We start from the raw sequence: 24199 nt of genomic DNA, 5'->3' as shown, positions 1-24199 counted from the left end.
TATGGCACTCCATTTCGAACGAGCTGAATTTGCGAGCCGGCTCGCACGCCTGACAGACAGGATGAAGGAAGAAAAGCTCGATGCCCTGCTGCTTTTCGCGCAAGAGAGCATGTACTGGCTGACCGGCTACGACAGCTTCGGCTACTGCTTCTTCCAGACGCTGGTCGTCAAGTCCGACGGAACCATGGCCCTCCTCACCCGTTCGGCCGACTTGCGTCAGGCCCGGCACACTTCCATTATTGAAGACATTCATATCTGGGTCGATCGCGTCAATGCCGATCCGACAATGGACCTCAAGAATCTGCTTGTCGAGATGGACCTGCTCGGCGCCCGCATCGGCGTCGAATATGACACACACGGCATGACGGGCCGGGTCGCACGGCTGCTTGATGCGCAACTGACGACTTTCGGCCAGATCAGTGACGCCTCCTACCTCGTCAGCCGACTACGCCTCATCAAGAGCCCGACCGAGGTCGCCTATATCGAGCATGCCGCCGTGCTGGCGGATGATGCGCTGGACGCGGCGATGCGATTGACCAAGCCCGGCGCCGACGAAGCCGATATTCTCGCCGCCATGCAGGGCGCCATCTTCGCCGGCGGAGGCGACTATCCGGCCAACGAATTTATCATTGGCTCCGGAGCCGATGCCCTGCTCTGCCGCTACAAGGCCGGCCGCCGCAAGCTCGACGCGAATGACCAACTGACCCTCGAATGGGCCGGCACCTATGCGCATTATCATGCCGCGATGATGCGTACGATCGTCCTCGGCGAGCCGACGCACCGTCAGCGTGAACTCTATAATGCTTGTCTCGAGACGATCCAGGCGATCGAGACCGTACTGAAACCCGGCCACACCTTCGGCGATGTCTTCGATATGCATGCCAGAATCATGGACGAACGCGGCCTCGCCCGCCATCGCCTCAATGCCTGCGGCTACTCTCTCGGCGCGCGCTTCTCCCCCTCCTGGATGGAACATCAGATGTTCCATGCCGGCAATCCTCAGCCGATCGAGCCGAACATGTCGCTCTTCGTGCATATGATCATTGCCGATTCCGATACCGGTACGGCAATGACCCTCGGCCAGACCTATCTGACCACGGGGGAAGCACCCCGTACGCTTTCGCGTCATCCACTGGATTTCATCGGCGTCTAAGCAGTGCAATCATCGGCAAGAATCCGGAATTGACAGACAGGTCCCCCCACCCGCATAAATTCGCTGGGGCTGATGCAATTGTGGGAAGGACGAACCGAGGGATGACGCGAGTTGCGACTGCGCCCACGCTCCTGATCTGTCTCGCCTTGCTTTCTGCCTGCAACACGACCGATGCGCTAAACCTGACACCGCCGATGGAGATCGGCGACTCCTCGGTGGCTCAACGCTCGTCCACGCCCGTGACGCAAAGCGAGGCGGAACGCATGGCCGGAGAGCCGCAGCAGACCTTTCCGGCCAGTCCCCGCCGGAACGGTTATACGCCGAGCTATAGCCAGCAAACGAGTCCGACCCGGCCGAACTATTCGGCACAGGCCTACCGGCCCGGCACTGGCGCTCCGCCGACGACGATGCAGGCTCAGGCCGATGCGCTCACCCGCAACGGCTCTTCGCCAGCCGCCTCGGGACCGATCGAGGGACAATCCTTGCCTCCGCCTTCCTCGGCAGCCGGGCAGCCGACCGCCCCGCAACAGCAGCCAACACAGACGGCCGCACTCGATCCCTCTATCTCTTCATCGACGTCGATCCGCGGCAATACCGTACGCTTCCTGCCGATCATTGGTGCGCCGGTCCAGGCTGTCACCCCGCTGTCACGCCAGCTGGGCGCGGAAGCCCGCGCGCACGGCCTCGCCATCAAGAGCTCCAACGACACAAGCAGCGATTACATTCTGAAGGGCTATCTCTCCGCTTTCAGCGACGAGGGCAAGGTTACCGTAGTCTATGTCTGGGATGTACTCGACAATGCCGGCGCTCGGCTGCATCGCATCCAAGGACAGGAAAGCGTGCCGACGGCAGCGGCGGATCCCTGGGCTGGCGTGCCTGCTTCCGTGATGCAGCAGATCGCCTCCAAGACGATCTCGGAATTTACATCCTGGCGGCAGAGCCAGGGCGGTTAGTCACAAGCTTTTTATAAATATAAAAGTATGTGACGCCTTAGCCCTTGCATTCACCGGGAAGCTGGCTAAAAAGCGCGGCTATCAGCGCATAACAGGCGGACCAAGATGAAGGTTTTCGCAGGCAATTCGAACCGGCAACTCGCCGAAGCGATCTGCAACTATCTCAATGTTCCCTTAGGGAAAGCCAGTGTCCGAAGGTTTGCCGACCAGGAAATCTTCGTGGAAATTCAGGAAAATGTGCGCGGCGAGGACGTTTTCCTCGTGCAGCCCACCTCCTTCCCGACCAATGACCACCTGATGGAATTGCTGATCATGATTGACGCCATGCGTCGTTCGTCAGCCCGCCGCATCACCGCCGTCCTTCCCTATTTCGGTTATGCCCGCCAGGACCGCCGCGCCTCCGGCCGCACACCGATCTCCGCCAAGCTCGTTGCAAACCTGATCACCGAAGCCGGCGCCGACCGCGTCATGACGCTCGATCTCCACGCCGGTCAGATCCAGGGATTCTTCGATATACCGACGGACAACCTCTTCGCCATGCCTGTGCTGACGCGCGACATCAAAAGCCACTATGACCTCAGCAACGTCATGGTCGTCTCGCCCGACGTCGGCGGCGTGGTTCGCGCCCGCGCGCTCGCCAAGCGCCTGGACTGTCTCCTGGCCATCGTCGACAAGCGTCGCGAGCGGCCCGGTGAATCCGAAGTCATGAACATCATCGGCGATGTCACAGGCAAGGACTGCCTGCTGATCGACGACATCGTCGATTCCGGCGGCACGCTCTGCAACGCAGCCGATGCGATGCTTGCAAAGGGCGCGTCCAGCGTCACCGCCTATATCACGCACGGCGTACTCTCCGGCGGCGCGGTTACGCGTGTCACCTCCTCAAAGCTGCGCGAACTCGTCATCACGGATTCGATCCAGCCGACGACCGCTGTGCTCTCCGCCCACAACATCCGCGTCGTGACGACGGCGCCGCTGATCGGCGAAGCCATCAGCCGCACGGCTCAGGAAGAGTCCGTCTCCAGTCTCTTCGACTAAAAGAGCCGGCATTTAACCGGCTCTTTCGATTTCAGACTACTTCTGGTTCTTCTATTCCGAATTATCGGGCCTCTGGAGTCGCGCGACAGGACCAAAAAGCCGGCGCAAGGCCGGCTTTTTTTTCCGATGCACGTGAGACGCTCAGGGCTGCTGCTGCGGCGCCTGGTCCTGATCCTGGTCCGGTTCCAGTCCCTGTTCCGGCTCCTGCCCTTGATCCTGATCCGGTTCCTCGGTATCCGGCCCCTTGATCTGCTGACCATTGATCGCCACCGAACCGTCGCCTGCCATGCTGATATCCCAGCGCGAGCGACCATCCGGGTCCGTCTTGGCAAAACCCTTGGCCATCATCATGCCGAAGGACACTTGCTGGAGGTTGGGGTCGCTCTTGGCAAGCTCCTGAATGGCAGCAATCGACTTGTCGAGATCGCGGGCCAAAATCGATGCCTGGAGTGAATAATCCTTCTGCGCATCGACGCGGCCCTGCAGCTTCCCGGTGACGTCGATATCGTAAACATCGGAGACAGCGGTGAACTTCGGAAGATCCACGACGAAGACACCGTCATGGAAGAGCTTCTCGGCAGCCTGCTTGCCGCTTTCTTCCGAATTGTCGCCGCTCGAGAAATCGATCTTCATGAATTCGTCGCTGAAAGCGGCGAAATCCATGTCGGGAACCGCAATCTGCAGATCGACACTCTTCGGTAGGAAGGCATGGTAGCTCGCCGGTACGATCGGGCTGTCGAGCGTCACTTCCTTGGTATTCATGCCGAAAGCAAACCGGACTGCGTCACTTGGACCGTCGATGGAAAAATTATAGCCGAAGGCCTTGGCTCCGCCGCTGCCGGTAACCGTGGCGATAGTGAGGTTATTCGCCGTAATTGTCTCGTTGGCCGACGAGAACAGCGGGAAGGATGCCTTGAGGACCGATTTCAGCTTGTCGCCATCTTCCTTGCTCAGATTCTTCTCATTGAGATGGTCGAGAACGAAGAAGACGATATCGCGGATTTCTTTCGCCGGCAGGCTGACGACACTGGCATTGAAGTCTATCGAATCCGCCTTGATGTTGACGGGTGGCATCTGCGGGCCGGTAACCGTCTCCGACATCGCCGAAAGCGACCCGTTCCCCTTGAAATCCAGCCGGCCGTTACCGCTGGCACTGTCGGCGGAATCAAGCCTGTAATACATGCCGGCAAAACTCGCATCGACCTGGTCTGTATCGGACTTCGAGGTGACCCGGATGTCGCTGGCCTTGAAATCGCCTGAACGCAGATAGGCGATCGCTGGATCGAAGACGCCGTTATAGACAAGCGATGCAATGGAATAGGTGAAATCCGTGGCCTTATCGTCCGGACCCTTGAAATTGCCGGAAATATTGAAGCTGTTGTTGCCTTCGAGGTTCCAGAACCCATTGTCGAGCGGCGTGGCGAAGACCGACCAGGGCGCCAGTCCGTTCACTACAACCTTGGTCGGGTCCACTTTCGAAAGCAGTTTAGCAAGATCATAAATGACCTCGTAGCGGTTGCCCGCCGGGTTGACGGTTACAAACCCGCTTTTGGCAATATCGTCTGGCAACACTTTCGCCAGACTATCGCGAAGCTTGTTCGCTCCGTCCTGATTGATCTCAGCCCCATGCGCTGCCCCGAACAGCGATAGGGCAACAAGGCTCGTCGTCGTTATAAGTTTGAGACGCATATCCGCACTCTCCTCAGCCGCTTTGGATGCGGCCATAGGAAGATCGGATAGCTTCCGGTGTCAACCCAGCACGCTTGAACGGATGTATTTTGCAATTCGGCCCCATGAGACCGGTCTGCCCTGCCGAAGTTTGCCGTGCCTCCGATCCTGATCGCGCCCTCCGGTCAAGCCGCTGTGTTGAGCGCAAGCCGTTGTTTTTCCATTCGTGCCGGACGGCCGAAATAGTAGCCTTGAGCCTCGTCGCAGCCTTCGGATGTCAGCAGTTCGAGTTGGCTCAGCGTTTCGACGCCTTCGGCAAGCACGGGGATCGACAAGCCGCGTCCTAGCGCCAGGATGGAGCGAATAACCGCCTTTGCTTCCTGGCTGGTCTCGACCTCATTCATGAAGCTGCGATCGAGCTTGATCTTGTCGAAGGGGAACGAGCGAAGGGTTTCAAGCGAAGAATAGCCCGTTCCGAAATCGTCTATGGCAATGGCAACGCCCTGCTGCTTCAGCGCACGCATAGCGACCAGCGCCTTGTTCTTGTCGACGATGATCGACGACTCGGTAATCTCCAGTTCGAGCCGTGATGCCGGCAGACCAGTTTCGTCAAGGACCGAGCGAACCAGCTCCGCGATGTTTGCATGGGCGATCTGGATGGGCGAAATATTGACGGCGATCTTGATGTCGTTCTTCCAGCTGACTGCCTCTCTGCATGCTTCACGAAGCACCCATTCGCCGATAGGCACAATCGCACCGCACTCCTCGGCAATCGGAATGAAATCGACAGGCGGAATGTTCCCGCGTTCGGGATGGTTCCATCTGAGCAGCACTTCGTAACCGGTCGTCTTGCCGGTCGGAACCGACTTCTGAACCTGATAATGAAGGTACATCTGATCGCGTTCGATCGCGGCCCACAGGTCACGGGCCAGTTTTCTCCTGTCCCGCGACGCTTCGTCCATGGATTCCTCGTAGAAACAGACGTTGTGCCCGACTTCATGCTTTGCCCGATACATAGCGAGATCAGCATTCGCGAGAAGCGTTTCCGCCTTGTCTCCGGCTTCGGGGTAAAGTGCAACGCCAAGACTCGCGCCGGGGACGATGTGATGCCCCTCGAAATCCATCTTCTCCGTGAGGACGGCTTCCAGCCGCGCAACGAAATCGTCAAGCTCAGCCCTGCCGTTGAACCGCTTTACAGCCGCGAATTCGTCTCCCCCCAGCCGAGCGACGAACTCCTCGTCACGCAGGATGCCATTCAATCGTGCGGCCAAGATGCTCAACACGAAATCGCCTGCCAGATGCCCCATCTGGTCATTGATTTCCTTAAATCTATCCAGATCGATGCCAATGACTGCAACCTTGCTGGACAGCCTTTTGGCGATTGCCAGCTGATGCGACAGATAGTCATTGAAGGTCGGACGGTTCGGTAGACCGGTCAAAGCATCGTGCTTGGCCATGAATGCGATTTTCTCTTCGCGCGCCAGCCGTTCGGTAATGTCTTCGAATGTCGTAACCCAGCCACCATCCGCCAGAACGTTGAACGTCGCAAGAATGGACCGGCCTTTCATCGTCTGATGCACCAGGGTCTTCTGACCTGAGCGCATGGTGGCCATATGCCGGCGGTAGTGATCCGTTGCCCTTGAATCGGCATTATCGTTGTCGCCAAGGATGATCTGATAGCCGCTGCGCACGATCTCGGAATAGGTAAGACCCGGGCGAATGAAATTCTCAGGAAAACCGAAAAGCTGGCTATAGCGAGCGTTTGCGAGGATCAGGCGCTCATTGCTGTCGAACATCGAGATGCCCTGGCTCATATTCTCCAGAGCCAGATCGAGGTTTCGCGATACTTCGTCGATGCGATCACGGTCGATCTTTGTCTGGGTGATATCCCGGATGATCTTCGCGTATCCGACAAGTTTGCGGCCGTCGTCATAGACGGGCTGGATGACGACATGGGCCCAGAACGAGGATCCGTCCTTGCGGAAACGAAGTCCCTCGGCCTCAAACCTGCCATTGGCGAGAGCGGATTGAAGAGCCTGCTGCGGAAGCGCCTTCTGCTGATCTTCGGCGGAATAAAACCGGGCGAAATTCTCTCCGACAATCTCAGCGGCGCTATAACCTTTCGCCCGTTCGGCTCCCGCATTCCAGTTCGTTACGACGCCTGTAGGATCGAGCATATAGATTGCGTAGTCCGTCACACCCTGCACGAGCAACTCAAACTTGGTCTCGCTCGCGCTCGTCTGCCTGGCTGCGCGAAACGCGATGATCGATGCCGAAATACCCGAGGCGAGCATTGAAATCGACACGACGAGAATGGTCACCAACAGGACCGGCTTCGACAGTGCCTGCGGTTCTATCGCTCTCCCACCCCCTTCGACAAAGGACAACGCACCCATTGCCGTGAAATGCATCAACACGATGCCAAGCGACAGCGCAGAGGCAGCGGCGAGAACGTTCCAGTTCGAACCTTTACAGTTCTTTGTGAGCGCAAATCCCCATGTCGCCATCACAACCGATATGATCAGCGCGGACGCAACAAGATGCTGGTCCCAGACGACCGTCCCGGGAACCTGCAGACCGGCCATGCCGGTGAAATGCATGGCTGCAACGCCGACACCGAAAACTAGGCCGGCGGCAATATTGGCCTGAGAACCCGAAAGGGACACGGCTGCCATGCCGGCGACAAAGGTGGAGGCAAAAGCTGCGCCAAGCGAAATCAGCGTCAAATCGCGATCATAGCCGACGATCATGCCAGGATCATAAGCCAGCATGGCGACGAAATGCGTCGACCAGATGCCGAAGCCGCCGGCCGCGCCCGCGACGGAGAGCCAGATCCAGCGCGGCGCGCCTTTCGACTTGCCGGCGCTTCTCAGGAACAGGATCGTTCCGAGATTGGACACTAGGCATAGCGCAGCAGCCAACAAAACGAGTGTCAGGTCATGTTGATATGTCAGGCAGGATACGATCGCGAACATGAGAAGCCCATTCTTTTCATGTCCGACATCGATCTGCCGACGTTAAAGAAGCGATAATCAGCGGCTTTGGCTGCTAAAGTGGAACCTTCTGTTCGACTTTGTGATTAACGCGCGAACAATGAAGGCTTATCAGCAGTTTTGACGCCACCTGAAGAGTACCAACGATTGCACTCCGCAAGATTTTGGGTGTAACGCCAACGAAGCGTGTAACTCCGCCTGTCCGATTGGTCTTTACGTGACGAGACGCCGGGTTTCGCTGCTTGCGTTTGGATGACACTTATATTATAGGCCACGCGTCCGCGTAGACACCCTTGGAGGCAACGCGGATGAGGACGGATACTACGATCCGCCTCCAGTCCGAGGCACAAGGCTTCAAGCCCGCCGCGGGCTCTCCAAATAACCTCGAAAGGACTAGCCATGAGCCACGAAACGTACGAGCTCAAGGCCGAGGCGCGCGAACGGGTTGGTAAGGGGTCCGCCCGTGAACTCCGCCGCAACGGCTTTATTCCCGCTGTCATCTATGGTGACAAGCAGGCCCCGATTTCCATCGCTATCAACACCAATGAGGTGACGAAGCGTATTCATGCCGGTGGTTTCATGACCACCGTTGCGACCATCGACGTCGATGGCAAGAAGTACCAGGTTCTGCCGAAGGACTATCAGCTCGATCCGGTTCGCGACTTCACGATGCACGTCGATTTCCTGCGCGTATCCGGCAACACCCAGGTCACCGTTGAAATCCCGGTTCACTTCGTCAACGAAGAAAAGTCCCCGGGCCTCAAGGTCGGCGGCGTCCTGAACATCGTTCGCCACGAAGTCGAAGTTCACTGCCCGGCTAACGCGATCCCGGAATTCTTCACCGTTGACCTCTCCGGCCACAAGATCGGCGACAGCATCCATATTTCGGAAATCACGCTGCCGAAGGGCGTAACGCCCGTCATCGCTGATCGCGACTTCACGATCGCGACGATCATTGCTCCGGCCGCCGGTGTCGACGATGCCGCTGCCGAAGGTGAAGGCGAAGCAGAAGCCTGATAGCTTCTACCAATTTGTAAAGCATAAAGCCCGTTTTCATTTTTGGAGACGGGCTTTTTCATTGGCAAAAAAGGCTTATTTCAGCAACATTTAACACATTCATGGAAGCATGCTCCGGCTGGTTGCGAAGTTCCCGCGTTGCTGCGTGACCGCAAAATATTCCGACCCGATGGAGCAAACGGAACCATGAATAATTCCGTTGAGAACAGATTTTTTGCGATTGTTTGCGGCGCGCTACTTGTTTTTGTAGCCCCCCTATTTGTTCTTTTTCTTTTCCTTTCCTCTGAACGCGCCGACAAGGAAATACGTGACCATATTTCCGTTCTTCTTGTGGCAAATGCCCAGGCGCTCGCCAAGCCGCTTTGGGATCTTGATGCCGATAGCGTGACACAGATCAGCGCGACGGTCGTCTCGCAAGGCGCCATCGTCAAGGTGGAAGTTCGCGACCAGTCCGGCCAACTCGACGTCAGCCAGTCGACCATCCCGAGGTCGTTCAACGGCAAGCTGGTTCAGGTCTCCCGCGCCATCATCTACAACACCGTCGATGGCCCAAAAAACCTTGGCAGCATCTCCGTCTTCTATCCGGCACTCGGCCTGTTTTCCGGCCTGAAGCAGGAAGAGGTCGTCTTTATCTCGATCTTCATTTTCGCGGTGCTGGCTGTTTTTGCAACCGCGCTTATCGGCAATCGCATCTTCGTCATCAAGCCTCTGATGCGCCTGACGGCCGCAATCGAGGCGACGCGCCAGCTCGGCTCCCGCCACCATGTCGACTGGCAGTCGAACGACGAGATGGGCCGCCTTGCCCAGAGCTTCAACGAAATGCAGACGAAGCTGGAAAACGAGGAAACAGAACTGAAGCTTGCGCATCGGCGCACTACCGACATCTACAACCTGACGCCCGCCATGCTCTTCTCGCTCGACGAGGAAGACCGGATCACCGCCGTCAGCGACTATTGGCTGCTTGCGACCGGTTATCACCGCGTCGCCGTCATCGGCCGGAACTTCTCCGATCTGGTCACCCCCTCCACCCGTGAGAAGTTCATCAAGCGCAAGAGCCAGCGTGAGAACGGCACCGGAGATGTGACTGTCAAGTTCGTCTGCATGGACGGCCGCATCATGGACGTCCTCATCATGGAATCGGCGCTGACGACCCAGGGACAGGAAGGTCAGTCACTTTCCGTCATGACCGACGTGACGGAGCTGAAGGCCTCCGAAGACCGCAACCACCGTCTAGCGATTACTGACCACCTGACCGGTCTGCTGAATCGCCAGGGTTTTGAGGCCGTGCTCGACAACAAAATCGCGTCCGCCGACGCTGCCGGTCAGGAGCTAGCCTGCCTATTCGTCGACCTCGACCGCTTCAAATGGATCAACGACAACATGGGCCATGCCGCAGGTGACGCGGCCCTCATCGAACTTGTCGAACGGCTGAAGACCCTCCTTGCCCCTTCCGATGAAGCCGCTCGTCTCGGCGGCGATGAATTTGCTATCCTGCTACCGGCCAAAAATGCCGAAAAGCGCGCCCGCGCCATGTGCGACCAGATTGCCTCGATCTTCGAGACGCCGTTCGGCCCGGACATGCATCTCAGCGCCTCCGTCGGCATCGCCATCTATCCTCGCCATGCCGCAACCGCCGCGGAATTGCTGCAGAAGTCCGATATGGCCATGTACGCCAAAAAGCGCGACGGCAAGAACGGCGCGCAAATCTTCGATAACGGCATGCTCGATCATGCCCGTCGACGCGCCGAGATCGAAGCTCATATCGAGGCCGGCCTCGCCGACGATTGGTTCGAGGCCTATCTCCAGCCGATCGTCAATCTGAACGGCCGCAACGTTGCCGGCTTCGAAGCGCTGATGCGCCTCAACCACCCGCAGAAAGGCCTCATGCCGCCCGCCGAAATCATCAGTGTCGCCGAAGAGACCGCCAAGATCGTGCGTGTCGGCAACGTCATCATGGAAAAGGCAATCGCCAATCTGGCAAAGATCTCCCGCCTCCCAGGCATGCAGGACACCTATCTCGCGATCAATTTCTCGCCGCTTCAGTTTGAGCCGGCGCTCGCTGCCCGCCTCGCAGCCATCCTCGGCCGCCACGGCATCCTGCCGGATCGTATCGTCGTCGAGATCACCGAAGCGGTGCTGATGCACGATAACCCTCAGATCCGCATGGTCGTGACGGAACTGCGCCGTTTCGGCTGCCGCATTGCCCTCGACGATTTCGGGACCGGCTACTCGTCGCTGAGCTATCTCAATCGCTTCCCGGTCGACATCATCAAGATCGATCAATCCTTCACCCGCGCCATCAATGATGCTGACGATGACGTGCGCCAGAAGAGCCGCATGCTGATCGAAGGCATCACCACGCTGTCGCACAAGATGAACTGCACCGTGATCGCCGAAGGGATCGAAACGGAAGAGGAATGCGGAACGCTGTATCAAATGGGCCTCGACTATGGCCAGGGTTATCTGTTCCACCGTCCGCAAAATGCCGCCAAGCTGATCGAGGAACTGAGCAGCGCGCAACCGAACGTGACGCGCGCTTCATGAACTGACGAGATATGGGAGGTATCGCAATGAAAAAGCTGCTGCTTCTTGCTCTTCTTATCCTGCCCTGCTTAGCGACATCCGCCTCAGCCCAGACGGTAGCCTTCGTGACCGAGGAATACGCCCCCTTCAACTACCGCGAGGGAAAGGTCATCAAGGGCGCGACCGTCGAACAGGTGGAGAAGATCATGGCCGATATTGGTGTCGGTTATACGCTCGACGTGATGCCCTGGGCTCGCGCCTTCAGCCTCGCCCGCTCGACACCAATGACCTGTGTTTTTGCCACCGCACATAACGCTTCGCGTGACGGCCTGTTCAAATGGGTGGAACCGCTGCTCGTCGACCGCAACATCCTGATCGCTCGCAAGGGATCTGGCGTCTCGGCCGCAAATCTGGAAGAGGCAAAGAAATATGTGATCGGCGTGCAGCGCGACGACTATACCGAAGTGACGCTGAAGGAGAAGGGCTTCTCCAAACTCGATGTCGCCAGCGATTTCAACGCGACGCTGCGCAAGCTGCTCGGCGGACGCATCGACATGATGCCGATCTCCGAACTCTATTTCGACAAGCTGAAGACCGACAAGCCGCTGGAAATGGTGACCGTTCTCTCCTCTCAGCCGATGGGTATTGCCTGCGAGAAGAATTTTCCGGACGACCTTCTGGCACGTATGCAGACCTCGCTCGACAAGCTGATTGCAAGCGGCGAGCAGAAGCAGATATTCCTGAAATACGGGCTTCATCTGCAGAATTGATCAGCGGCCCGGTTTTCTTCCGAGGCTTTCCCACTTGACTTTGCCGCCGTTTCGCTGTCGTGAACGGCAACAGCTCTTGCAAGGAAGACAGGCCATGCTGATCATCGCGGGTCTCGGCAATCCCGGCGCAAAATATGCCGGCAACCGCCACAATGTCGGCTTCATGGCGGTGGATGCCATCTATCGCCGCCATAGCTTTTCGCCCTGGTCTAAGAAATTCAAAGCCGAGATATCAGAAGGCGAGCTTGCCGGCGAGAAAGTGCTGCTGATCAAGCCGCAGACCTTCATGAACCTCTCGGGCGAAGCGGTGGGGGAAGCCATGCGCTTCTATAAACTGCAGCCTTCCGATCTCGTGGCGATCTATGACGAGCTCGATCTACCCGCCGGCAAGACGCGGCTGAAGACCGGCGGCGGCCACGGCGGCCACAACGGCATCAAGTCGCTCGACGCCCATTGCGGCAAGGAATACCGCCGCCTGCGCATCGGCATCGGCCATCCCGGCGTCAAGGAGCTCGTGCATAACCACGTGCTCGGCGACTTCGCCAAGGCGGACAACGCGTGGCTGGAGCCGCTGCTGGATACGCTCGCAGACAATGCCGAGATGCTGGTCCGCAACGAGGATTCCCAGCTCATGAACAAGCTCGCACTGGCGCTCGGCAGAAAGGCGGACGAGGAGAAGCCGAAGTCGGAGAAGAAGCCAACAGGAAAGTCTCATATCCATCAGGCCCGCAACCACGGCCACCAGAAGCTTCCGGCAACCGGTCCCATGGCCGAGATGCTGAAGAAGATGTTCGGCAACAAGAGCGACTGAGTGCGATGGCAAGCGGGAATCTTAGCATCCGGCGAGCAGCTTCCGCCGACCTGCAGAACCTGCTTACCCTTTACGGCCACCTCAACTCCTCCGATCGGCCACTTGCTCCTGAACTCGCGGAGGAACGCTTCTCTGCCATTCTCGCCCAGCCGGGTATGACGGTTTTTATTGGCTTTATCGACGAGATCGCAGCGTCGACGGTAACGCTGATCGTCATACCCAACCTGACACGCAACGGCGCTTCCTATGCGCTTATAGAAAACGTCGTCACCCATGCCGATCATCGCAGACAGGGCTATGCCGGCAAGGTCATCCACCATGCGATTACGCAAGCGTGGGATACCGGCTGCTATAAAGTGATGCTGCTGACTGGATCGAAAGATCCGGCAACGCTGCGTTTCTATGAAAATTGCGGCTTCCTGCAGGACAAGACCGGTTACCAGATCCGCCGGCAATCCTAGATTTGGAACAGACCCTGTCCTATTCCTCGGGCTCAGTGGTGAACATCAGCGGAAAGCCCATCTCCTTGGCAAGATCGATGGCCTCCTTCGCCTTTGTCTCGGCGATATCCTTGGTGCAGACGACGACCACGCAAGAGCCGAGCTTGTGTGCCGTCATCATCACGCGGTAGCCCGCATCCTCGCTCATGCGGAACACGGCCCTCAGCACCATGATGACGAATTCCCGCGGTGTGTAATCGTCATTGACGAGAATCACCTTGTAAAGCTTCGGCTTGTCCAGCTTGGGCTTCGTTTTGGTCTTGGGTTTTAAGGCAATATCGTTGTCAACCATCGGAAATCCGCCCGTTGATGACATGGGAAGGGGTTTCGTACTAACTAAGCTTTTTCGATTGCAGAATTCCGACACCTCGCGCGGAGGGAAATTCCACTGCCGTAAGAATAGAACCACTACGCCCTATCGGCAAGGGAGCTGCAAGAAAAGGTCGCCGAGACTTGACCGCTCCCCTCCTTTATCCCATAGCCACGGCCAAGGAATTCCAGAGAACAGCAGGTTTCAGCCATGGGCTTCAAATGCGGTATCGTCGGCCTGCCGAATGTCGGCAAATCGACCCTTTTCAATGCGCTCACCAAGACGGCGGCAGCGCAGGCGGCAAACTATCCTTTCTGCACGATCGAACCGAACACAGGCGAAGTCGCTGTACCGGATGAACGCATGCGCAAGCTTGCGGATATCGCGAAGTCGAAAGAAATCATCCCGACCCGCATCAACTTCGTCGATATTGCCGGCCTCGTGCGCGGCGCGTCGAAGGGCGAAGGCCTCGGCAATCAGTTCCTTGCCAACATCCGCGAAGTCGATGCCATCGTGCATGTGCTGCGCTGCTTCGAAGACGGCGATATCACCCACGTGGAAGGCCGTATCGATCCCGTTGCAGATGCCGAAACGATCGAGACCGAACTAATGCTTGCCGATCTCGACAGCCTCGAGCGCCGCACCGAACAAACCCGCAAGCGCGCTACCGGCAAGGACAAGGATTCCATGGCCATGCTGCCGATCATGGAAGCCTCGCTGGCGCTGCTGCAGGACGGCAAGCCTGTCCGCACCCTGCTTTCCAAGCTCGACGCCGAAGAAACCCGTATCCTGAAGGGCCTCAACCTCCTGACCTCGCATCCGGTTCTCTATGTTTGTAACGTCGCGGAAGGCGACGCGGCGACGGGCAACAAATATACCGAGGCCGTTGCCGCCATGGCGAAGGCACAGGGTGCGGAAACAGTGATCATCTCGGCTGCGATCGAGTCGGAAGTCGCCCAGCTTCCCGATGAGGAAGCCAAGGAATTCCTCTCGGCTCTAGGTCTTGACGAAGCGGGACTCGATCGCCTGATCCGCGCTGGCTACAAGCTGCTCCACCTCATCACCTATTTCACCGTCGGCCCGAAGGAAACGCGCGCCTGGACGATCGAGCGCGGCACCAAGGCACCGCAGGCAGCCGGCGTGATCCACTCGGATTTCGAGCGCGGCTTCATCCGCGCCAACACCATCGCCTATGATGACTACATCCAGTTCGGCGGCGAAGTCGGTGCCAAGGAAGCCGGCAAGGCGCGCGACGAAGGCAAGGAATATGTCGTCCAGGACGGCGACGTCATCCATTTCCGCTTCAATACCTAACGCACAAAGCATGTCGCGCAAAAGTATGCAGCGGTTTTGCGATAACGACATGCATCAAACAAAAACCAAAGTTGCCGCTCACGCGGGCGGCAACCTTTCCACAACGATTGACGGCAAAGCGCCCAGCACGATGCGCCGAAGCGGTATCCAGCCCGTACCAATGACGAGCACGATCACGCCGACGATAATGAGCGTCCCGAAGATATAGGTATCGATGGTCGCGCTCCCCTGCCTGAATATCCCGTAGATCGCCAAGCCCAGCGTCAGCAGACCAGACGTAACGAAAGCACGCCTGTCGATGATCAGGCCGATCAGCATCAGCAGGCCGACGATGACAACGACGACTGGCGTCTTGAAGGAGTTGGGGTCCATGATCTCCAGCCAGCCCCCGTCGAGTGAGAGCAATATCCGGATGCTGTAAAGCAGCGCCGGCGCCGCAACAAGATGAAGCCAGAAGGCGACATCCGATCGCGTCGTCCGGCGGAACCTGTCGCTGAGATCGAAGCCGAGTGCAGCGATAAACAGACCGACGGCACAGGCAAACAGGATGAAGGAGACCAGCGTGGGATGGTTGAGGATGAAGGCATCGTCTCCGCTCACCCATTGCAACAGGCGGAAGACGAGCGCAAGGACAAGCGCGAGAGCCGCGAATATTGCGAGCGCGAGCGCAAGCGGCACACGGTAGCGCACATAGAAAAGCCCCATGACAACGGGGAATGCGACGATGAAACCGTCAATACCATCGCCCGTGACCCATAGATCGGCATTGGGTGGATAGATCGACAGCATCATCCGGAAAGTCCAGGCAAAGGCAGCCAGCGTCAGCACGACGGCCGGCAGTGCAAGGCGCTGACGCTTCACCAGGATTTCCGCCAGCACCAGGATTGCCGGCAGTACCGCATGAAGCGACGTGAGCCCCCAGAGGCCTGCAAGCGCAATCAGAATGCCGATAGTGATCAGCACGTCGTGGAAGCCGCGCACGAAACGCGGCGTCTCGGTATCCGACCAGGCTGGCTCGGAACCTGCTGTCGTATGCTGCTCGACGACGACGCCACGCTCAGCAAGGAACTGCGCCAGCCGCTCGCCGGCTTCGACGGTGATCAACCCTTCGCGCGCAGCTTCGTCGAGTATCGCCCTTAGTTCAGCCATGCCGTTTACCCCCACGGAATCATTGAGCCCGCGCGGATGCTATTGTAAGCAATGGGGCCTGCCTATGATGGGAGACCATGATGCCTGCAGAAAAGCTCGCCTATGAGGATTTCCAGCCGGGTCGACGCTTTCCTCTCGGTCCGAAAGCTGTAACGGCACCCGAAATCATCGAATTTGCCGCGGAGTTCGACCCGCAGCCAATGCATCTGGATGAGGCTGCCGGCCGTGCCAGCATCCTCGGCGGGCTTGCGGCGTCTGGTTGGCACACTTCGGCGATGTTCATGCGCATGATGGCCGACAGCTATGTGCTGAATTCGCTATGTGAAGGTGCGCCCGGCGTCGACTTCATGGAGTGGCGTAAGCCGGTGCTGGCAGGCGACACGCTCTCCGGCCATTCGATGGTCCTGGAGGCGCGCCCGATGCGCTCGCGTCCCGGCCTCGGCATCGTCAAGTTTCGCCATGAGGTGGAAAACCAGCGCGGCGAACTGGTCTGCCTGTCGGAGAATTCCGTCATCTTCGGCATGCGTGACAAGCAGGAGCCTGGCATATGAGAATGTCCGAACTCTATGCCGTCGGCGAAAAGACCGAGATCGGCAGCTACGTTTTCACTGAGGAAAACATCCTCCGCTTCGCCAGGAAATACGACCCGCAGCGCTTCCATATCGACAAGGAAGCCGCTCGGGACACTATGTTCGGCGCGCTTTGCGCTTCCGGCTGGCATACGGTGGCGGCCTGGATGCGCTGCTTTCTGGATTATTGGATGGCAGAAACGCGCCGGCTATCGGAACAGGGCTTGGAGCCGCCAAATCTTGGCCCCTCGCCTGGCTTCCAGAAGCTGCAATGGCTGAAGCCAGTCTTCGTCGATGAGACGATCGCTTATACTGTGGCCTTTGTCTCCAGCCGGCCGCTTGTGTCACGACCGGGCTGGTATCTCAATGCCATCCTCTGTGAAGGTATCAATCAGGATGACGTTGCAGTCATCCGCTTCGAGAGCAGCGTACTGGAATTCGAATAGCTGGCACGCTCAATGGCCGGCGAATTCCACCAGTGTGTGAACATCGACGCCGAGATCCTCCAGTTTCTTGCGGCCGCCGAGATCCGGCAGGTCGATGACGAAGCAGGCGCCGACGACTTCCGCGCCGATCTGACGAAGAAGCCGCGTTGCGCCGATAGCCGTCCCGCCCGTGGCGATCAGATCGTCGACGAGGATCACCTTCTCGCCCGGCTTGACGGCGTCGCGGTGCATCTCCATCTCGTCCACGCCATATTCCAGGCTGTAGGCGATACGCACGGTCTCGTGCGGCAACTTGCCCTTCTTGCGGATAGGCACGAAGCCCGAGGATAGCTGATGCGCGACCGCGCCGCCGATGATGAAGCCGCGCGCTTCCATACCGGCGATCTTATCGACCTTCAGGCCCGCATAGGGCTGCACGAGCTCATCGACCGCACGGCGAAAGGCACGCGGATTGCCAAGCAATGTTGTGATGTCGCGAAAGATGATGCCGGGCTTGGGGTAATCCGGAATGGAGCGGATGCTGGCCGCAAGCTCAGAAAGCGTATGGTTCATCGAAAATCCGTATCTGCGAGCGTATTAAACCCGCGCACACTATCAATTGCGCCGCATCAAACCAAATAAAAAGGCGGCTAGGAAGCCGCCTTTTCCGTAGAGATATAAGGTCGCTTAGTGGTCGATTCGCGAGTAGATCGAACGCTTGGTCAGATAGATCAGCACCGTGAAGATCAGCAGGAAGACCATGACCATGAAGCCGGTCCGCTTGCGAGCTTCGAGATGCGGCTCCGACGCCCACATCAGGAACGAAGCGACGTCCTTGGCATACTGATCGACCGTCTGCGGCGAACCATCGTCATAGGTGACCTGACCGTCGGAGAGCGGCTTCGGCATGGCAAAAGCTGCAGCAGCGTGGAAATACGGATTGTAGTGAGCGCCTGCCGGAACCTGGAAACCGGCCGGTGCATCCTCATATCCGGTCAGCAGCGAGTAGATATAATCCGGACCGCTTTCCTGGTACTGAGTGAAAATATCAAAGACGAACCGTGGGAAGCCGCGCTCGACTTCGCGTGCCTTGGCGAGCAGCGACATATCCGGCGGAGCCGCACCGTTATTGGCGGCAGCAGCTGCTTCCGCATTCGGATAGGGTGATGGGAAGTGGTCGGACGGAACCGCCTTGCGGGTGAACATTTCGCCGCTCGCGTCCGGGCCGTCCTGGACTTCATAGTTGGCAGCGAACGCCTTGATCTGCGCATCCGAATAGCCGAGATCGCCCAGCGTGCGGAAGGGCACGAGGTTCATCGAGTGGCAGGCGGAACAGACTTCTGTATAGACCTTCAGGCCGCGCTGCAGCTGGCCCTTGTCGTAATGGCCGAACGGACCGGCAAAGGTCCAGTCGAGTTCCTTCGGCTCCTTTAGCGGATAGTGCGGGGTGGCACTTTCCTGATGAGCGGCCGGAGCCGCTGCTTCCTGGGCGAAAGCCACGCCGCTAAGGCCAACAACGACAGCGAGCGAGAGAATGCTTGTAACAAGCTTTTTCATATTTCTATCCTTCCCGTCCGCTCGCTCAGGCCTTGACCTCTGCAGTGGCCTTGGCCGCTGCCGTCTTGTTGCGCTTTTCGAGCACCGCGTCGGTGATCGAGTTCGGAATGCGGCGCGGCGTTTCCACCAGACCAAGAACCGGCATAGCAACCAGGAAGAAGGCGAAGTAGAGGAGCGTACAAAACTGCGAGATCATGACGTAGATGCCTTCAGCAGGCTGCGAACCGAGCCAGCCGAGGACGATCGCATTGATCACGAACAGCCAGTAGAACAGCTTGTACCAGGGACGGTAGACCGCCGAGCGGACCTTCGAAGTGTCGAGCCAGGGCAGGAAGAACAGCACGATGATGGCCCCGAACATGACCAGGACGCCGCCGAGCTTGGAGTCGATCGGGCCGACGTTGAAGGTGATCGAGCGCAACATGGCGTAGAACGGCAGGAAGTACCATTCCGGAACGATGTGAGCCGGGGTCTTCAGCGGATCAGCCGGAATGTAGTTGTCGGCGTGGCCGAGATAGTTCGGCAGGTAGAAGACGAAGTAAGCATAAACGATCAGGAAGACTGAAACGCCGAGCGCATCCTTGAGCGTTGCGTAAGGCGTGAAACGAACCGTATCCGTCTTCGTCTTGACCTCGACGCCCGTCGGGTTCGTCTGGCCGGTCACGTGCAGAGCCCAGATATGCAGGACGACGACGCCGGCGATCATGAAGGGCAGCAGGTAATGCAGCGAGAAGAAGCGGTTCAGCGTCGGCTGATCGACGGCAAAACCACCGAGCAGGAACTGCTGGACCCATTCGCCGACCAGCGGGAATGCCGAGAAGAAGCCGGTGATAACCGTCGCGCCCCAGAAGGACATCTGACCCCAGGGCAGAACGTAACCCATGAAGCCGGTCGCCATCATCAGGAGATAGATGACCACGCCGAGAATCCAGAGGATTTCGCGCGGCGCCTTGTAGGAGCCGTAGTAGAGGCCGCGGGCGATGTGAAGGTAGACGGCGACGAAGAAGAAGGATGCGCCGTTGGCATGCAGGTAGCGCAGCAGCCAACCATGATTGACATCGCGCATGATCTTTTCGACGGAATTGAAAGCGATCGTCGTGTCGGCGGCATAGTGCATGGCGAGCGTGACGCCCGTCAGGATCTGCACGATCAGCATGACCGCGAGCATGGCACCAAACGTGTATGCATAGTTCAGGTTCCGCGGAACCGGATAGGCAACGAAGCTGTCATAGACCATGCGCGGCAGCGGAAGGCGCGCATCGACCCATTTTTCCAAGCCGGTTGATGGTTCGTAGCTGGAATGGCCACTCATAAATCAGTCTCCCCTCAACCGATCTTGATCTTGGTATCGGACACGAATGAAAAGGTCGGGATCGCCAGGTTCTGCGGCGCCGGACCTTTGCGGATGCGGCCGGCCGTATCGTAGACCGAGCCATGGCAGGGACAGAACCAACCATTGTACTCGCCAGCCTGACCGAGCGGAACGCAGCCGAGATGGGTGCAGGTGCCGATCATGACGATCCAATTTTCTTTGCCCTGGCCGCCAGAGCGGTCGGCACCGGTTGCCGGAGCGTCAGCAGGAAGGTTTGCATTGCGGGCGATTGGATCCTTGAGTTCCGAGAGCTGAACGTCAGCCGCGGCCTTCACTTCTTCCGGCGTACGGTTGCGGATGAAGATCGGCTTACCGCGCCACTTGACCGTCAGCGACATACCGGGCTCGAGGCTCGCGACATCGACTTCGATGGAAGCCAGTGCCAGCGTCGAAGCGTCCGGACGCATCTGGTCGATAAACGGCCAGGCAAACGAAACGGCCCCGACGGCACCCGCCATACCAGTAGTGAGATAAAGGAAATCACGGCGAGTGGGCTCTGAGGCCTCGCTTGTCGTTACGTGTTCGCTCACGGCTTAACCATCCTCTGCGCAATTGTCGCGGAAATCCGCCCTGCCCCTCCAGAGGCGACGAATCTATCACAACATATTTCGGCCATAGATTCCCCACCAATCCGGCGCGTTCTATGCTTGATCGCAAATTATGTCCAGCCTTGACAAGGGGACGAGGGCACAATGTCGCGGGAATTTTCAGTGAATTTTTTAAGGCAATCACTGGCTTGCGGCTTTGCTGCATTGCAACAAACCAAGGCCCGTGTTAGGCGCTGGTAAGTCTGCCATACGAATTTGGATTTGCGCCGATGAGGCATACAGTTTTCTGCGTATTGAGCGTCCTCATCACGATAATCCTGGCCCTCGTTTCGCTCCGGTATGTCACCGATTTCTGGCTGCTTTCCTTCGTTTACAGCTTCCAGATCCATCTGAGCCTCATCTGTGCCGTGGCCGCGGTCATTGCTCTGTTCGTCAAGCGGCACTGGTACGGCTTCCTGACGCTGGCGGTGGCGACCCTTCTGAATATCCACGGCGTCATCATGCTGCACGAATTCGCCGGCAGGACGCCTGCACAGGATGCCCCCCGGCTTTTCCGGCTAATGTCCTTCAATGTCGAGATCGACAATTGGATCAATAACGAAAAAATTGCCGATGCCGTGCTGGCATCGGGCGCTGACGTCGTCGACCTCATGGAAGCGGTGCCGATCTCCCCGCAGCTGCCACGGCTGCAGCAGATCTATCCTTACCGCATCGGCTGCGACACGATCGAGATCTGCGATACGCTGATCCTGTCAAAACGTCCTTTTACGCACTATGAATTTCAGGACCTCGGCAATCTCTGGAAGCGGCGGCTCGTGTCGGCGACGATCGATTTCGACGGAACGCCCGTCGATTTCCTGTTTGCGCACCTCACCAAGCCCTATTTCGATGATTTTCAGAATGAAGAGCTCGACGATTTGAAAACTGCCATGCAAAGCCACACGGGTGCATTGGTCGTTTCCGGGGACTTCAACTCGTCGATCATCGCACCGACCATCCAAAAACTGCTGCGCGGCACCGGCCTTACCACAGCCTTCCCCGAGCCGACGTCGTGGCCGGTTGCTGCCGGGCCGTTCGGTATCAGCATTGACCATATTTTCGCGAGACCGCCACTGCTCATCCGCTCGACGAGCCGGCTGGAAGACAGTCTCGGCTCGAACCACTACGGCCTAATCAGCGATTTCGTTCGCGAGTACTGAGCGGGTATCGTTGTCATCGGAAGCAAGGAAACCGCCTGACTGACGCGCCCAGAGCTCGGCATAAAGCCCGCCTTGCTTGAGGAGCGCATCATGCGTGCCTTCCTCGATGACCTTGCCGCGATCGATCACGACAAGTCTGTCGAGTGCCGCAATCGTCGAAAGCCGATGGGCGATCGCAAGAACTGTCTTGCCTTCCATCACACGGTTGAGGTTCGACTGGATCGCCTCTTCCACTTCCGAATCGAGCGCCGACGTCGCCTCGTCGAGAACGAGGATCGGCGCATCTTTGAGCATCACGCGCGCAATGGCGATGCGCTGGCGTTGGCCGCCCGAGAGCTTGACGCCGCGTTCGCCGACATGGGCATCGAAACCCTTGCGCCCCTGCTGATCCCGTAATTGCTCGATGAAATCGAGGGCCTCGGCGCGCCTGGCCGCTTCGATAAGCCGCCCCTCACCCGCATCCGGCCGGCCGAACAGGATATTGTCGCGCACGGATCGATGCAGCAGCGACGTATCCTGGCTGACCATGCCGATCTGCATGCGCAGCGATTCCTGCGTGACGGCAGCGATATCCTGACCGTCAATGAGGATGCGTCCGCTTTGAAGATCGTAGAGGCGCAGGAGAATATGCGCGAGCGTCGATTTGCCAGCGCCGGAGCGGCCGATGATGCCGACCTTTTCGCCAGGACGGATCGTCAGCGAAAAATTGTCGATGACCGCGTTTTCCTTGCCATAATCGAAGGACACATTCTCGAAGCGAATCCCCGGCTGCTTGACGACGAGTTCCGTCGCATCGGGGCGATTGACGAGATGCAGAGGCTGCGAAATCAGCTCGGCCGCGTTCTGAATGGTACCAAGATTGCGCATGATGCCATTGAACTGGGTCATCAGCCGCCCGAGCAGGAAGTTCAGCCTCAGGACCAGCGTCAGCGAAAAGGCGACCCCGCCCGAGCTGATCAGGCCGCGTAGCCACAAATCGACGCTGATCCCTCCCATGGTGACGATCATCAGACCCGACAGCAGCGCCATCGATGCGCGCACACCGGTGATGAAGCGCGTGAACTGCAACACCGTGTCCTGATAGGTGTTGAAGCCGTGAAGCATATAGCGATCGCTTTCTTCGTCGCGGGCGAAGAGCTTCAGCGTCTGGATATTGCTATAGGCATCGACGATGCGGCCATTGAGCAGAGAGGCTGCTTCTGCAGTTTCGCGCGAGTGATAGCGGATGCGCGGTACAAAATAGCGGGCAAGTACGCTGAAGGCCGCCAGCCAGAAGAGAACGACCGCCGCCAGTGAGAAATCGAGCTGCCCGACCAGAACGAGCGTAGTGGCGGCATAGATGCCAACGAACCAGACGCTTTCCATCAGCGACGTCACAAGATCGCCCGTCGCCTGCCCGGCTGACCAGACCTTGGTGACGATGCGGCCGGAAAAGTCGCTCTGGAAGAACGCAAGCGACTGGCGCGACACGTGCAGATAGGACTGCCAGCGCGCCAGGTTATAAAAACCCGGCGTGATGACCTGCTGGTCGATCAGCGCGATCAGAAAGGCGACAACGAAACGGACGATGCCAATCAGCGCCAGCATGCCGAAAAGCTCACCTCCATGTGCGGCAAGAAGCGTGCTCCAGCCGGCCCCGGGCTTGATCGTGCTGAGGATGTCGACCAGCCGCCCGACGAACCAGAAGAGGGCCGCCTCGATCGCCGCCGACATGCCGCCGAGCACCAGCATCGCGATAAAAGGCCACTTGGCTTGGCCGATGTAGAACCAAATGAATCCCAGTGTGTTGCGCGGCGGTTGAATATTGTCGCGGGCGCGGAACGGATCTATCCAGGTTTCAAACAGGCGAAGGATCGGAGTGAGCAGCATCACGGCGATATAGGCCCGTTCAGAATTGCGGCAAAGGGACCATAGGGCGGACGCAACCTAATATTTTCGTAATGATCGGTAATATCGGCGTCATCTGTCTTGATACGGGTAGAAGCGGCTACAATCTCGTGCCATGATCGCGTCTTACCGGAGACCGCAGATATGGAAACGAAAACGCTCAAGGCGCATCTTCCGCTTTCCCTTGCGGAAAAGCTCGACGCTCTGGCAGACGCGCTGGACGTGCCGCGCGACAGCATCGTGACGGAAGCCATAGCAAGCTGGATCGAACGTGAAGAGCGGCAGCGCATCTTCACGCTGCAATCGCTCGCGTCCAACTCGATTATCGTCGTGGAGCATCATCGCGTCATCGACTGGGCCGACAGCCTCTGCGCCGATCGGGGCCGCGCGCTCTGAACAGCAGTTCATGTTTCAGCCGAATAAAGCCCTCCCCACTCCTGCGG

At 58.3% G+C, this 24199-nt stretch carries 22 protein-coding genes; 13 read left to right on the top strand and 9 right to left on the bottom strand.

Annotated elements, in window-relative coordinates:
- Nucleotide 1 precedes the first annotated feature (1 nt).
- From FHX08_RS02095 to FHX08_RS02085, 3 genes are all read left to right on the top strand, one after another.
- On the top strand, nucleotides 2-1153 hold the full coding sequence (locus tag FHX08_RS02095) for a Xaa-Pro peptidase family protein (protein ID WP_132653656.1): 1152 nt from the start codon (nucleotides 2-4) through the stop codon (nucleotides 1151-1153).
- 101 nt (nucleotides 1154-1254) lie between these two features.
- A complete protein-coding gene (locus tag FHX08_RS02090) occupies nucleotides 1255-2106 on the top strand; it encodes a hypothetical protein (protein WP_132653655.1) in 852 nt (283 codons plus the stop codon).
- 105 nt (nucleotides 2107-2211) lie between these two features.
- A complete protein-coding gene (locus FHX08_RS02085; protein ID WP_132653654.1) occupies nucleotides 2212-3144 on the top strand; it encodes a ribose-phosphate pyrophosphokinase in 933 nt (310 codons plus the stop codon).
- A gap of 141 nt (nucleotides 3145-3285) precedes the next feature.
- On the opposite strand, the gene FHX08_RS02080 is transcribed toward FHX08_RS02085, so the two are convergent.
- Together FHX08_RS02080 and FHX08_RS02075 are read right to left on the bottom strand one after the other, a co-directional pair.
- Nucleotides 3286-4833, bottom strand: a complete 1548-nt coding sequence (locus FHX08_RS02080) for a hypothetical protein (protein WP_132653653.1) — start codon at nucleotides 4831-4833, stop codon at nucleotides 3286-3288.
- A 164-nt stretch (nucleotides 4834-4997) separates the two neighbouring features.
- Nucleotides 4998-7787: an EAL domain-containing protein gene (locus tag FHX08_RS02075; RefSeq protein ID WP_132653652.1), complete on the bottom strand. Its 2790-nt coding sequence runs from the start codon at nucleotides 7785-7787 to the stop codon at nucleotides 4998-5000.
- A gap of 417 nt (nucleotides 7788-8204) precedes the next feature.
- Here FHX08_RS02075 and FHX08_RS02070 point away from each other — a divergent pair, with 417 nt between their 5' ends.
- From FHX08_RS02070 to FHX08_RS02050, 5 genes are all read left to right on the top strand, one after another.
- Nucleotides 8205-8822, top strand: a complete 618-nt coding sequence (locus FHX08_RS02070; RefSeq protein WP_184326828.1) for a 50S ribosomal protein L25/general stress protein Ctc — start codon at nucleotides 8205-8207, stop codon at nucleotides 8820-8822.
- 186 nt (nucleotides 8823-9008) lie between these two features.
- Nucleotides 9009-11366: an EAL domain-containing protein gene (locus FHX08_RS02065; RefSeq protein ID WP_132653650.1), complete on the top strand. Its 2358-nt coding sequence runs from the start codon at nucleotides 9009-9011 to the stop codon at nucleotides 11364-11366.
- Between the two features lie 26 nt (nucleotides 11367-11392).
- A complete protein-coding gene (locus FHX08_RS02060) occupies nucleotides 11393-12115 on the top strand; it encodes an ABC transporter substrate-binding protein (protein WP_132653649.1) in 723 nt (240 codons plus the stop codon).
- A 94-nt stretch (nucleotides 12116-12209) separates the two neighbouring features.
- Nucleotides 12210-12926: an aminoacyl-tRNA hydrolase gene (pth, locus tag FHX08_RS02055; RefSeq protein WP_184326827.1), complete on the top strand. Its 717-nt coding sequence runs from the start codon at nucleotides 12210-12212 to the stop codon at nucleotides 12924-12926.
- 5 nt (nucleotides 12927-12931) lie between these two features.
- Complete coding sequence (locus tag FHX08_RS02050; RefSeq protein ID WP_132653647.1) at nucleotides 12932-13387, top strand: GNAT family N-acetyltransferase; 456 nt, start codon at nucleotides 12932-12934, stop codon at nucleotides 13385-13387.
- A gap of 19 nt (nucleotides 13388-13406) precedes the next feature.
- On the opposite strand, the gene clpS is transcribed toward FHX08_RS02050, so the two are convergent.
- The gene (gene clpS, locus FHX08_RS02045; protein ID WP_132653646.1) at nucleotides 13407-13718 is read right to left on the bottom strand and encodes an ATP-dependent Clp protease adapter ClpS; all 312 of its coding nucleotides are present in this window, start codon (nucleotides 13716-13718) and stop codon (nucleotides 13407-13409) included.
- Nucleotides 13719-13946: 228 nt separating this feature from the next.
- Here clpS and ychF point away from each other — a divergent pair, with 228 nt between their 5' ends.
- Nucleotides 13947-15050, top strand: a complete 1104-nt coding sequence (gene ychF / locus FHX08_RS02040; RefSeq protein WP_132653645.1) for a redox-regulated ATPase YchF — start codon at nucleotides 13947-13949, stop codon at nucleotides 15048-15050.
- Between the two features lie 78 nt (nucleotides 15051-15128).
- Here ychF and FHX08_RS02035 read toward each other — a convergent pair whose 3' ends face one another.
- The gene (locus tag FHX08_RS02035) at nucleotides 15129-16199 is read right to left on the bottom strand and encodes a hypothetical protein (RefSeq protein ID WP_184326826.1); all 1071 of its coding nucleotides are present in this window, start codon (nucleotides 16197-16199) and stop codon (nucleotides 15129-15131) included.
- 80 nt (nucleotides 16200-16279) lie between these two features.
- On the opposite strand from FHX08_RS02035, the gene FHX08_RS02030 reads away from it, so the two are divergent.
- On the top strand, nucleotides 16280-16750 hold the full coding sequence (locus FHX08_RS02030; protein WP_132654300.1) for a MaoC family dehydratase: 471 nt from the start codon (nucleotides 16280-16282) through the stop codon (nucleotides 16748-16750).
- Nucleotides 16747-17214 carry a MaoC family dehydratase gene (locus FHX08_RS02025; protein ID WP_132653644.1) on the top strand — a complete coding sequence of 156 codons (468 nt, stop codon included), beginning with the start codon at nucleotides 16747-16749 and terminating at the stop codon, nucleotides 17212-17214. Before FHX08_RS02030 ends, FHX08_RS02025 begins: the two co-directional genes overlap by 4 nt.
- Nucleotides 17215-17223: 9 nt before the next feature.
- On the opposite strand, the gene FHX08_RS02020 is transcribed toward FHX08_RS02025, so the two are convergent.
- The 4 genes from FHX08_RS02020 to petA form a co-directional block, all read right to left on the bottom strand.
- Complete coding sequence (locus FHX08_RS02020) at nucleotides 17224-17766, bottom strand: adenine phosphoribosyltransferase (protein ID WP_132653643.1); 543 nt, start codon at nucleotides 17764-17766, stop codon at nucleotides 17224-17226.
- A 114-nt stretch (nucleotides 17767-17880) separates the two neighbouring features.
- Nucleotides 17881-18750, bottom strand: a complete 870-nt coding sequence (locus FHX08_RS02015) for a cytochrome c1 (RefSeq protein WP_132653642.1) — start codon at nucleotides 18748-18750, stop codon at nucleotides 17881-17883.
- A 25-nt stretch (nucleotides 18751-18775) separates the two neighbouring features.
- On the bottom strand, nucleotides 18776-20062 hold the full coding sequence (locus FHX08_RS02010; RefSeq protein ID WP_184326825.1) for a cytochrome b: 1287 nt from the start codon (nucleotides 20060-20062) through the stop codon (nucleotides 18776-18778).
- A 14-nt stretch (nucleotides 20063-20076) separates the two neighbouring features.
- Entirely contained in the window at nucleotides 20077-20652 is a 576-nt protein-coding gene (gene petA, locus FHX08_RS02005) for a ubiquinol-cytochrome c reductase iron-sulfur subunit (protein WP_132653640.1), read from the bottom strand.
- A 287-nt stretch (nucleotides 20653-20939) separates the two neighbouring features.
- On the opposite strand from petA, the gene FHX08_RS02000 reads away from it, so the two are divergent.
- Nucleotides 20940-21869 (top strand): endonuclease/exonuclease/phosphatase family protein, encoded by a 930-nt coding sequence (locus tag FHX08_RS02000; RefSeq protein WP_132653639.1) that lies wholly within the window; start codon nucleotides 20940-20942, stop codon nucleotides 21867-21869.
- Here FHX08_RS02000 and FHX08_RS01995 read toward each other — a convergent pair.
- The gene (locus FHX08_RS01995) at nucleotides 21840-23738 is read right to left on the bottom strand and encodes an ABC transporter ATP-binding protein (protein ID WP_132654298.1); all 1899 of its coding nucleotides are present in this window, start codon (nucleotides 23736-23738) and stop codon (nucleotides 21840-21842) included. The two genes, FHX08_RS02000 and FHX08_RS01995, sit on opposite strands and share 30 nt — an antisense overlap.
- Nucleotides 23739-23900: 162 nt before the next feature.
- Between FHX08_RS01995 and FHX08_RS01990 the strand changes: the two genes are divergently transcribed.
- On the top strand, nucleotides 23901-24152 hold the full coding sequence (locus tag FHX08_RS01990; protein WP_132653638.1) for a CopG family ribbon-helix-helix protein: 252 nt from the start codon (nucleotides 23901-23903) through the stop codon (nucleotides 24150-24152).
- Nucleotides 24153-24199: the final 47 nt, after the last annotated feature.

This window comes from Rhizobium sp. BK529, from assembly GCF_014194105.1.
Lineage (GTDB): Bacteria > Pseudomonadota > Alphaproteobacteria > Rhizobiales > Rhizobiaceae > Rhizobium.
Note: the sequence above shows the minus strand (reverse complement) of the source record. Positions and strands in the feature narration are given on the sequence as shown.

Coding starts and splice junctions, on each gene's coding strand:
- FHX08_RS02060 (WP_132653649.1), top strand. CDS start 11,393: ATGAAAAAGCTGCTGCTTCTTGCTCTTCTTATCCTGCCCTGCTTAGCG.
- FHX08_RS02015 (WP_132653642.1), bottom strand. CDS start 18,750: ATGAAAAAGCTTGTTACAAGCATTCTCTCGCTCGCTGTCGTTGTTGGC.
- FHX08_RS02000 (WP_132653639.1), top strand. CDS start 20,940: ATGAGGCATACAGTTTTCTGCGTATTGAGCGTCCTCATCACGATAATC.
- FHX08_RS02025 (WP_132653644.1), top strand. CDS start 16,747: ATGAGAATGTCCGAACTCTATGCCGTCGGCGAAAAGACCGAGATCGGC.
- FHX08_RS02075 (WP_132653652.1), bottom strand. CDS start 7,787: ATGTTCGCGATCGTATCCTGCCTGACATATCAACATGACCTGACACTC.
- FHX08_RS02080 (WP_132653653.1), bottom strand. CDS start 4,833: ATGCGTCTCAAACTTATAACGACGACGAGCCTTGTTGCCCTATCGCTG.
- FHX08_RS02070 (WP_184326828.1), top strand. CDS start 8,205: ATGAGCCACGAAACGTACGAGCTCAAGGCCGAGGCGCGCGAACGGGTT.
- pth (WP_184326827.1), top strand. CDS start 12,210: ATGCTGATCATCGCGGGTCTCGGCAATCCCGGCGCAAAATATGCCGGC.
- FHX08_RS02065 (WP_132653650.1), top strand. CDS start 9,009: ATGAATAATTCCGTTGAGAACAGATTTTTTGCGATTGTTTGCGGCGCG.
- FHX08_RS02090 (WP_132653655.1), top strand. CDS start 1,255: ATGACGCGAGTTGCGACTGCGCCCACGCTCCTGATCTGTCTCGCCTTG.
- FHX08_RS01995 (WP_132654298.1), bottom strand. CDS start 23,738: ATGCTGCTCACTCCGATCCTTCGCCTGTTTGAAACCTGGATAGATCCG.
- FHX08_RS02050 (WP_132653647.1), top strand. CDS start 12,932: ATGGCAAGCGGGAATCTTAGCATCCGGCGAGCAGCTTCCGCCGACCTG.
- FHX08_RS02085 (WP_132653654.1), top strand. CDS start 2,212: ATGAAGGTTTTCGCAGGCAATTCGAACCGGCAACTCGCCGAAGCGATC.
- FHX08_RS02030 (WP_132654300.1), top strand. CDS start 16,280: ATGCCTGCAGAAAAGCTCGCCTATGAGGATTTCCAGCCGGGTCGACGC.
- FHX08_RS02020 (WP_132653643.1), bottom strand. CDS start 17,766: ATGAACCATACGCTTTCTGAGCTTGCGGCCAGCATCCGCTCCATTCCG.
- clpS (WP_132653646.1), bottom strand. CDS start 13,718: ATGGTTGACAACGATATTGCCTTAAAACCCAAGACCAAAACGAAGCCC.
- FHX08_RS01990 (WP_132653638.1), top strand. CDS start 23,901: ATGGAAACGAAAACGCTCAAGGCGCATCTTCCGCTTTCCCTTGCGGAA.
- FHX08_RS02035 (WP_184326826.1), bottom strand. CDS start 16,199: ATGGCTGAACTAAGGGCGATACTCGACGAAGCTGCGCGCGAAGGGTTG.
- ychF (WP_132653645.1), top strand. CDS start 13,947: ATGGGCTTCAAATGCGGTATCGTCGGCCTGCCGAATGTCGGCAAATCG.
- FHX08_RS02095 (WP_132653656.1), top strand. CDS start 2: ATGGCACTCCATTTCGAACGAGCTGAATTTGCGAGCCGGCTCGCACGC.
- FHX08_RS02010 (WP_184326825.1), bottom strand. CDS start 20,062: ATGAGTGGCCATTCCAGCTACGAACCATCAACCGGCTTGGAAAAATGG.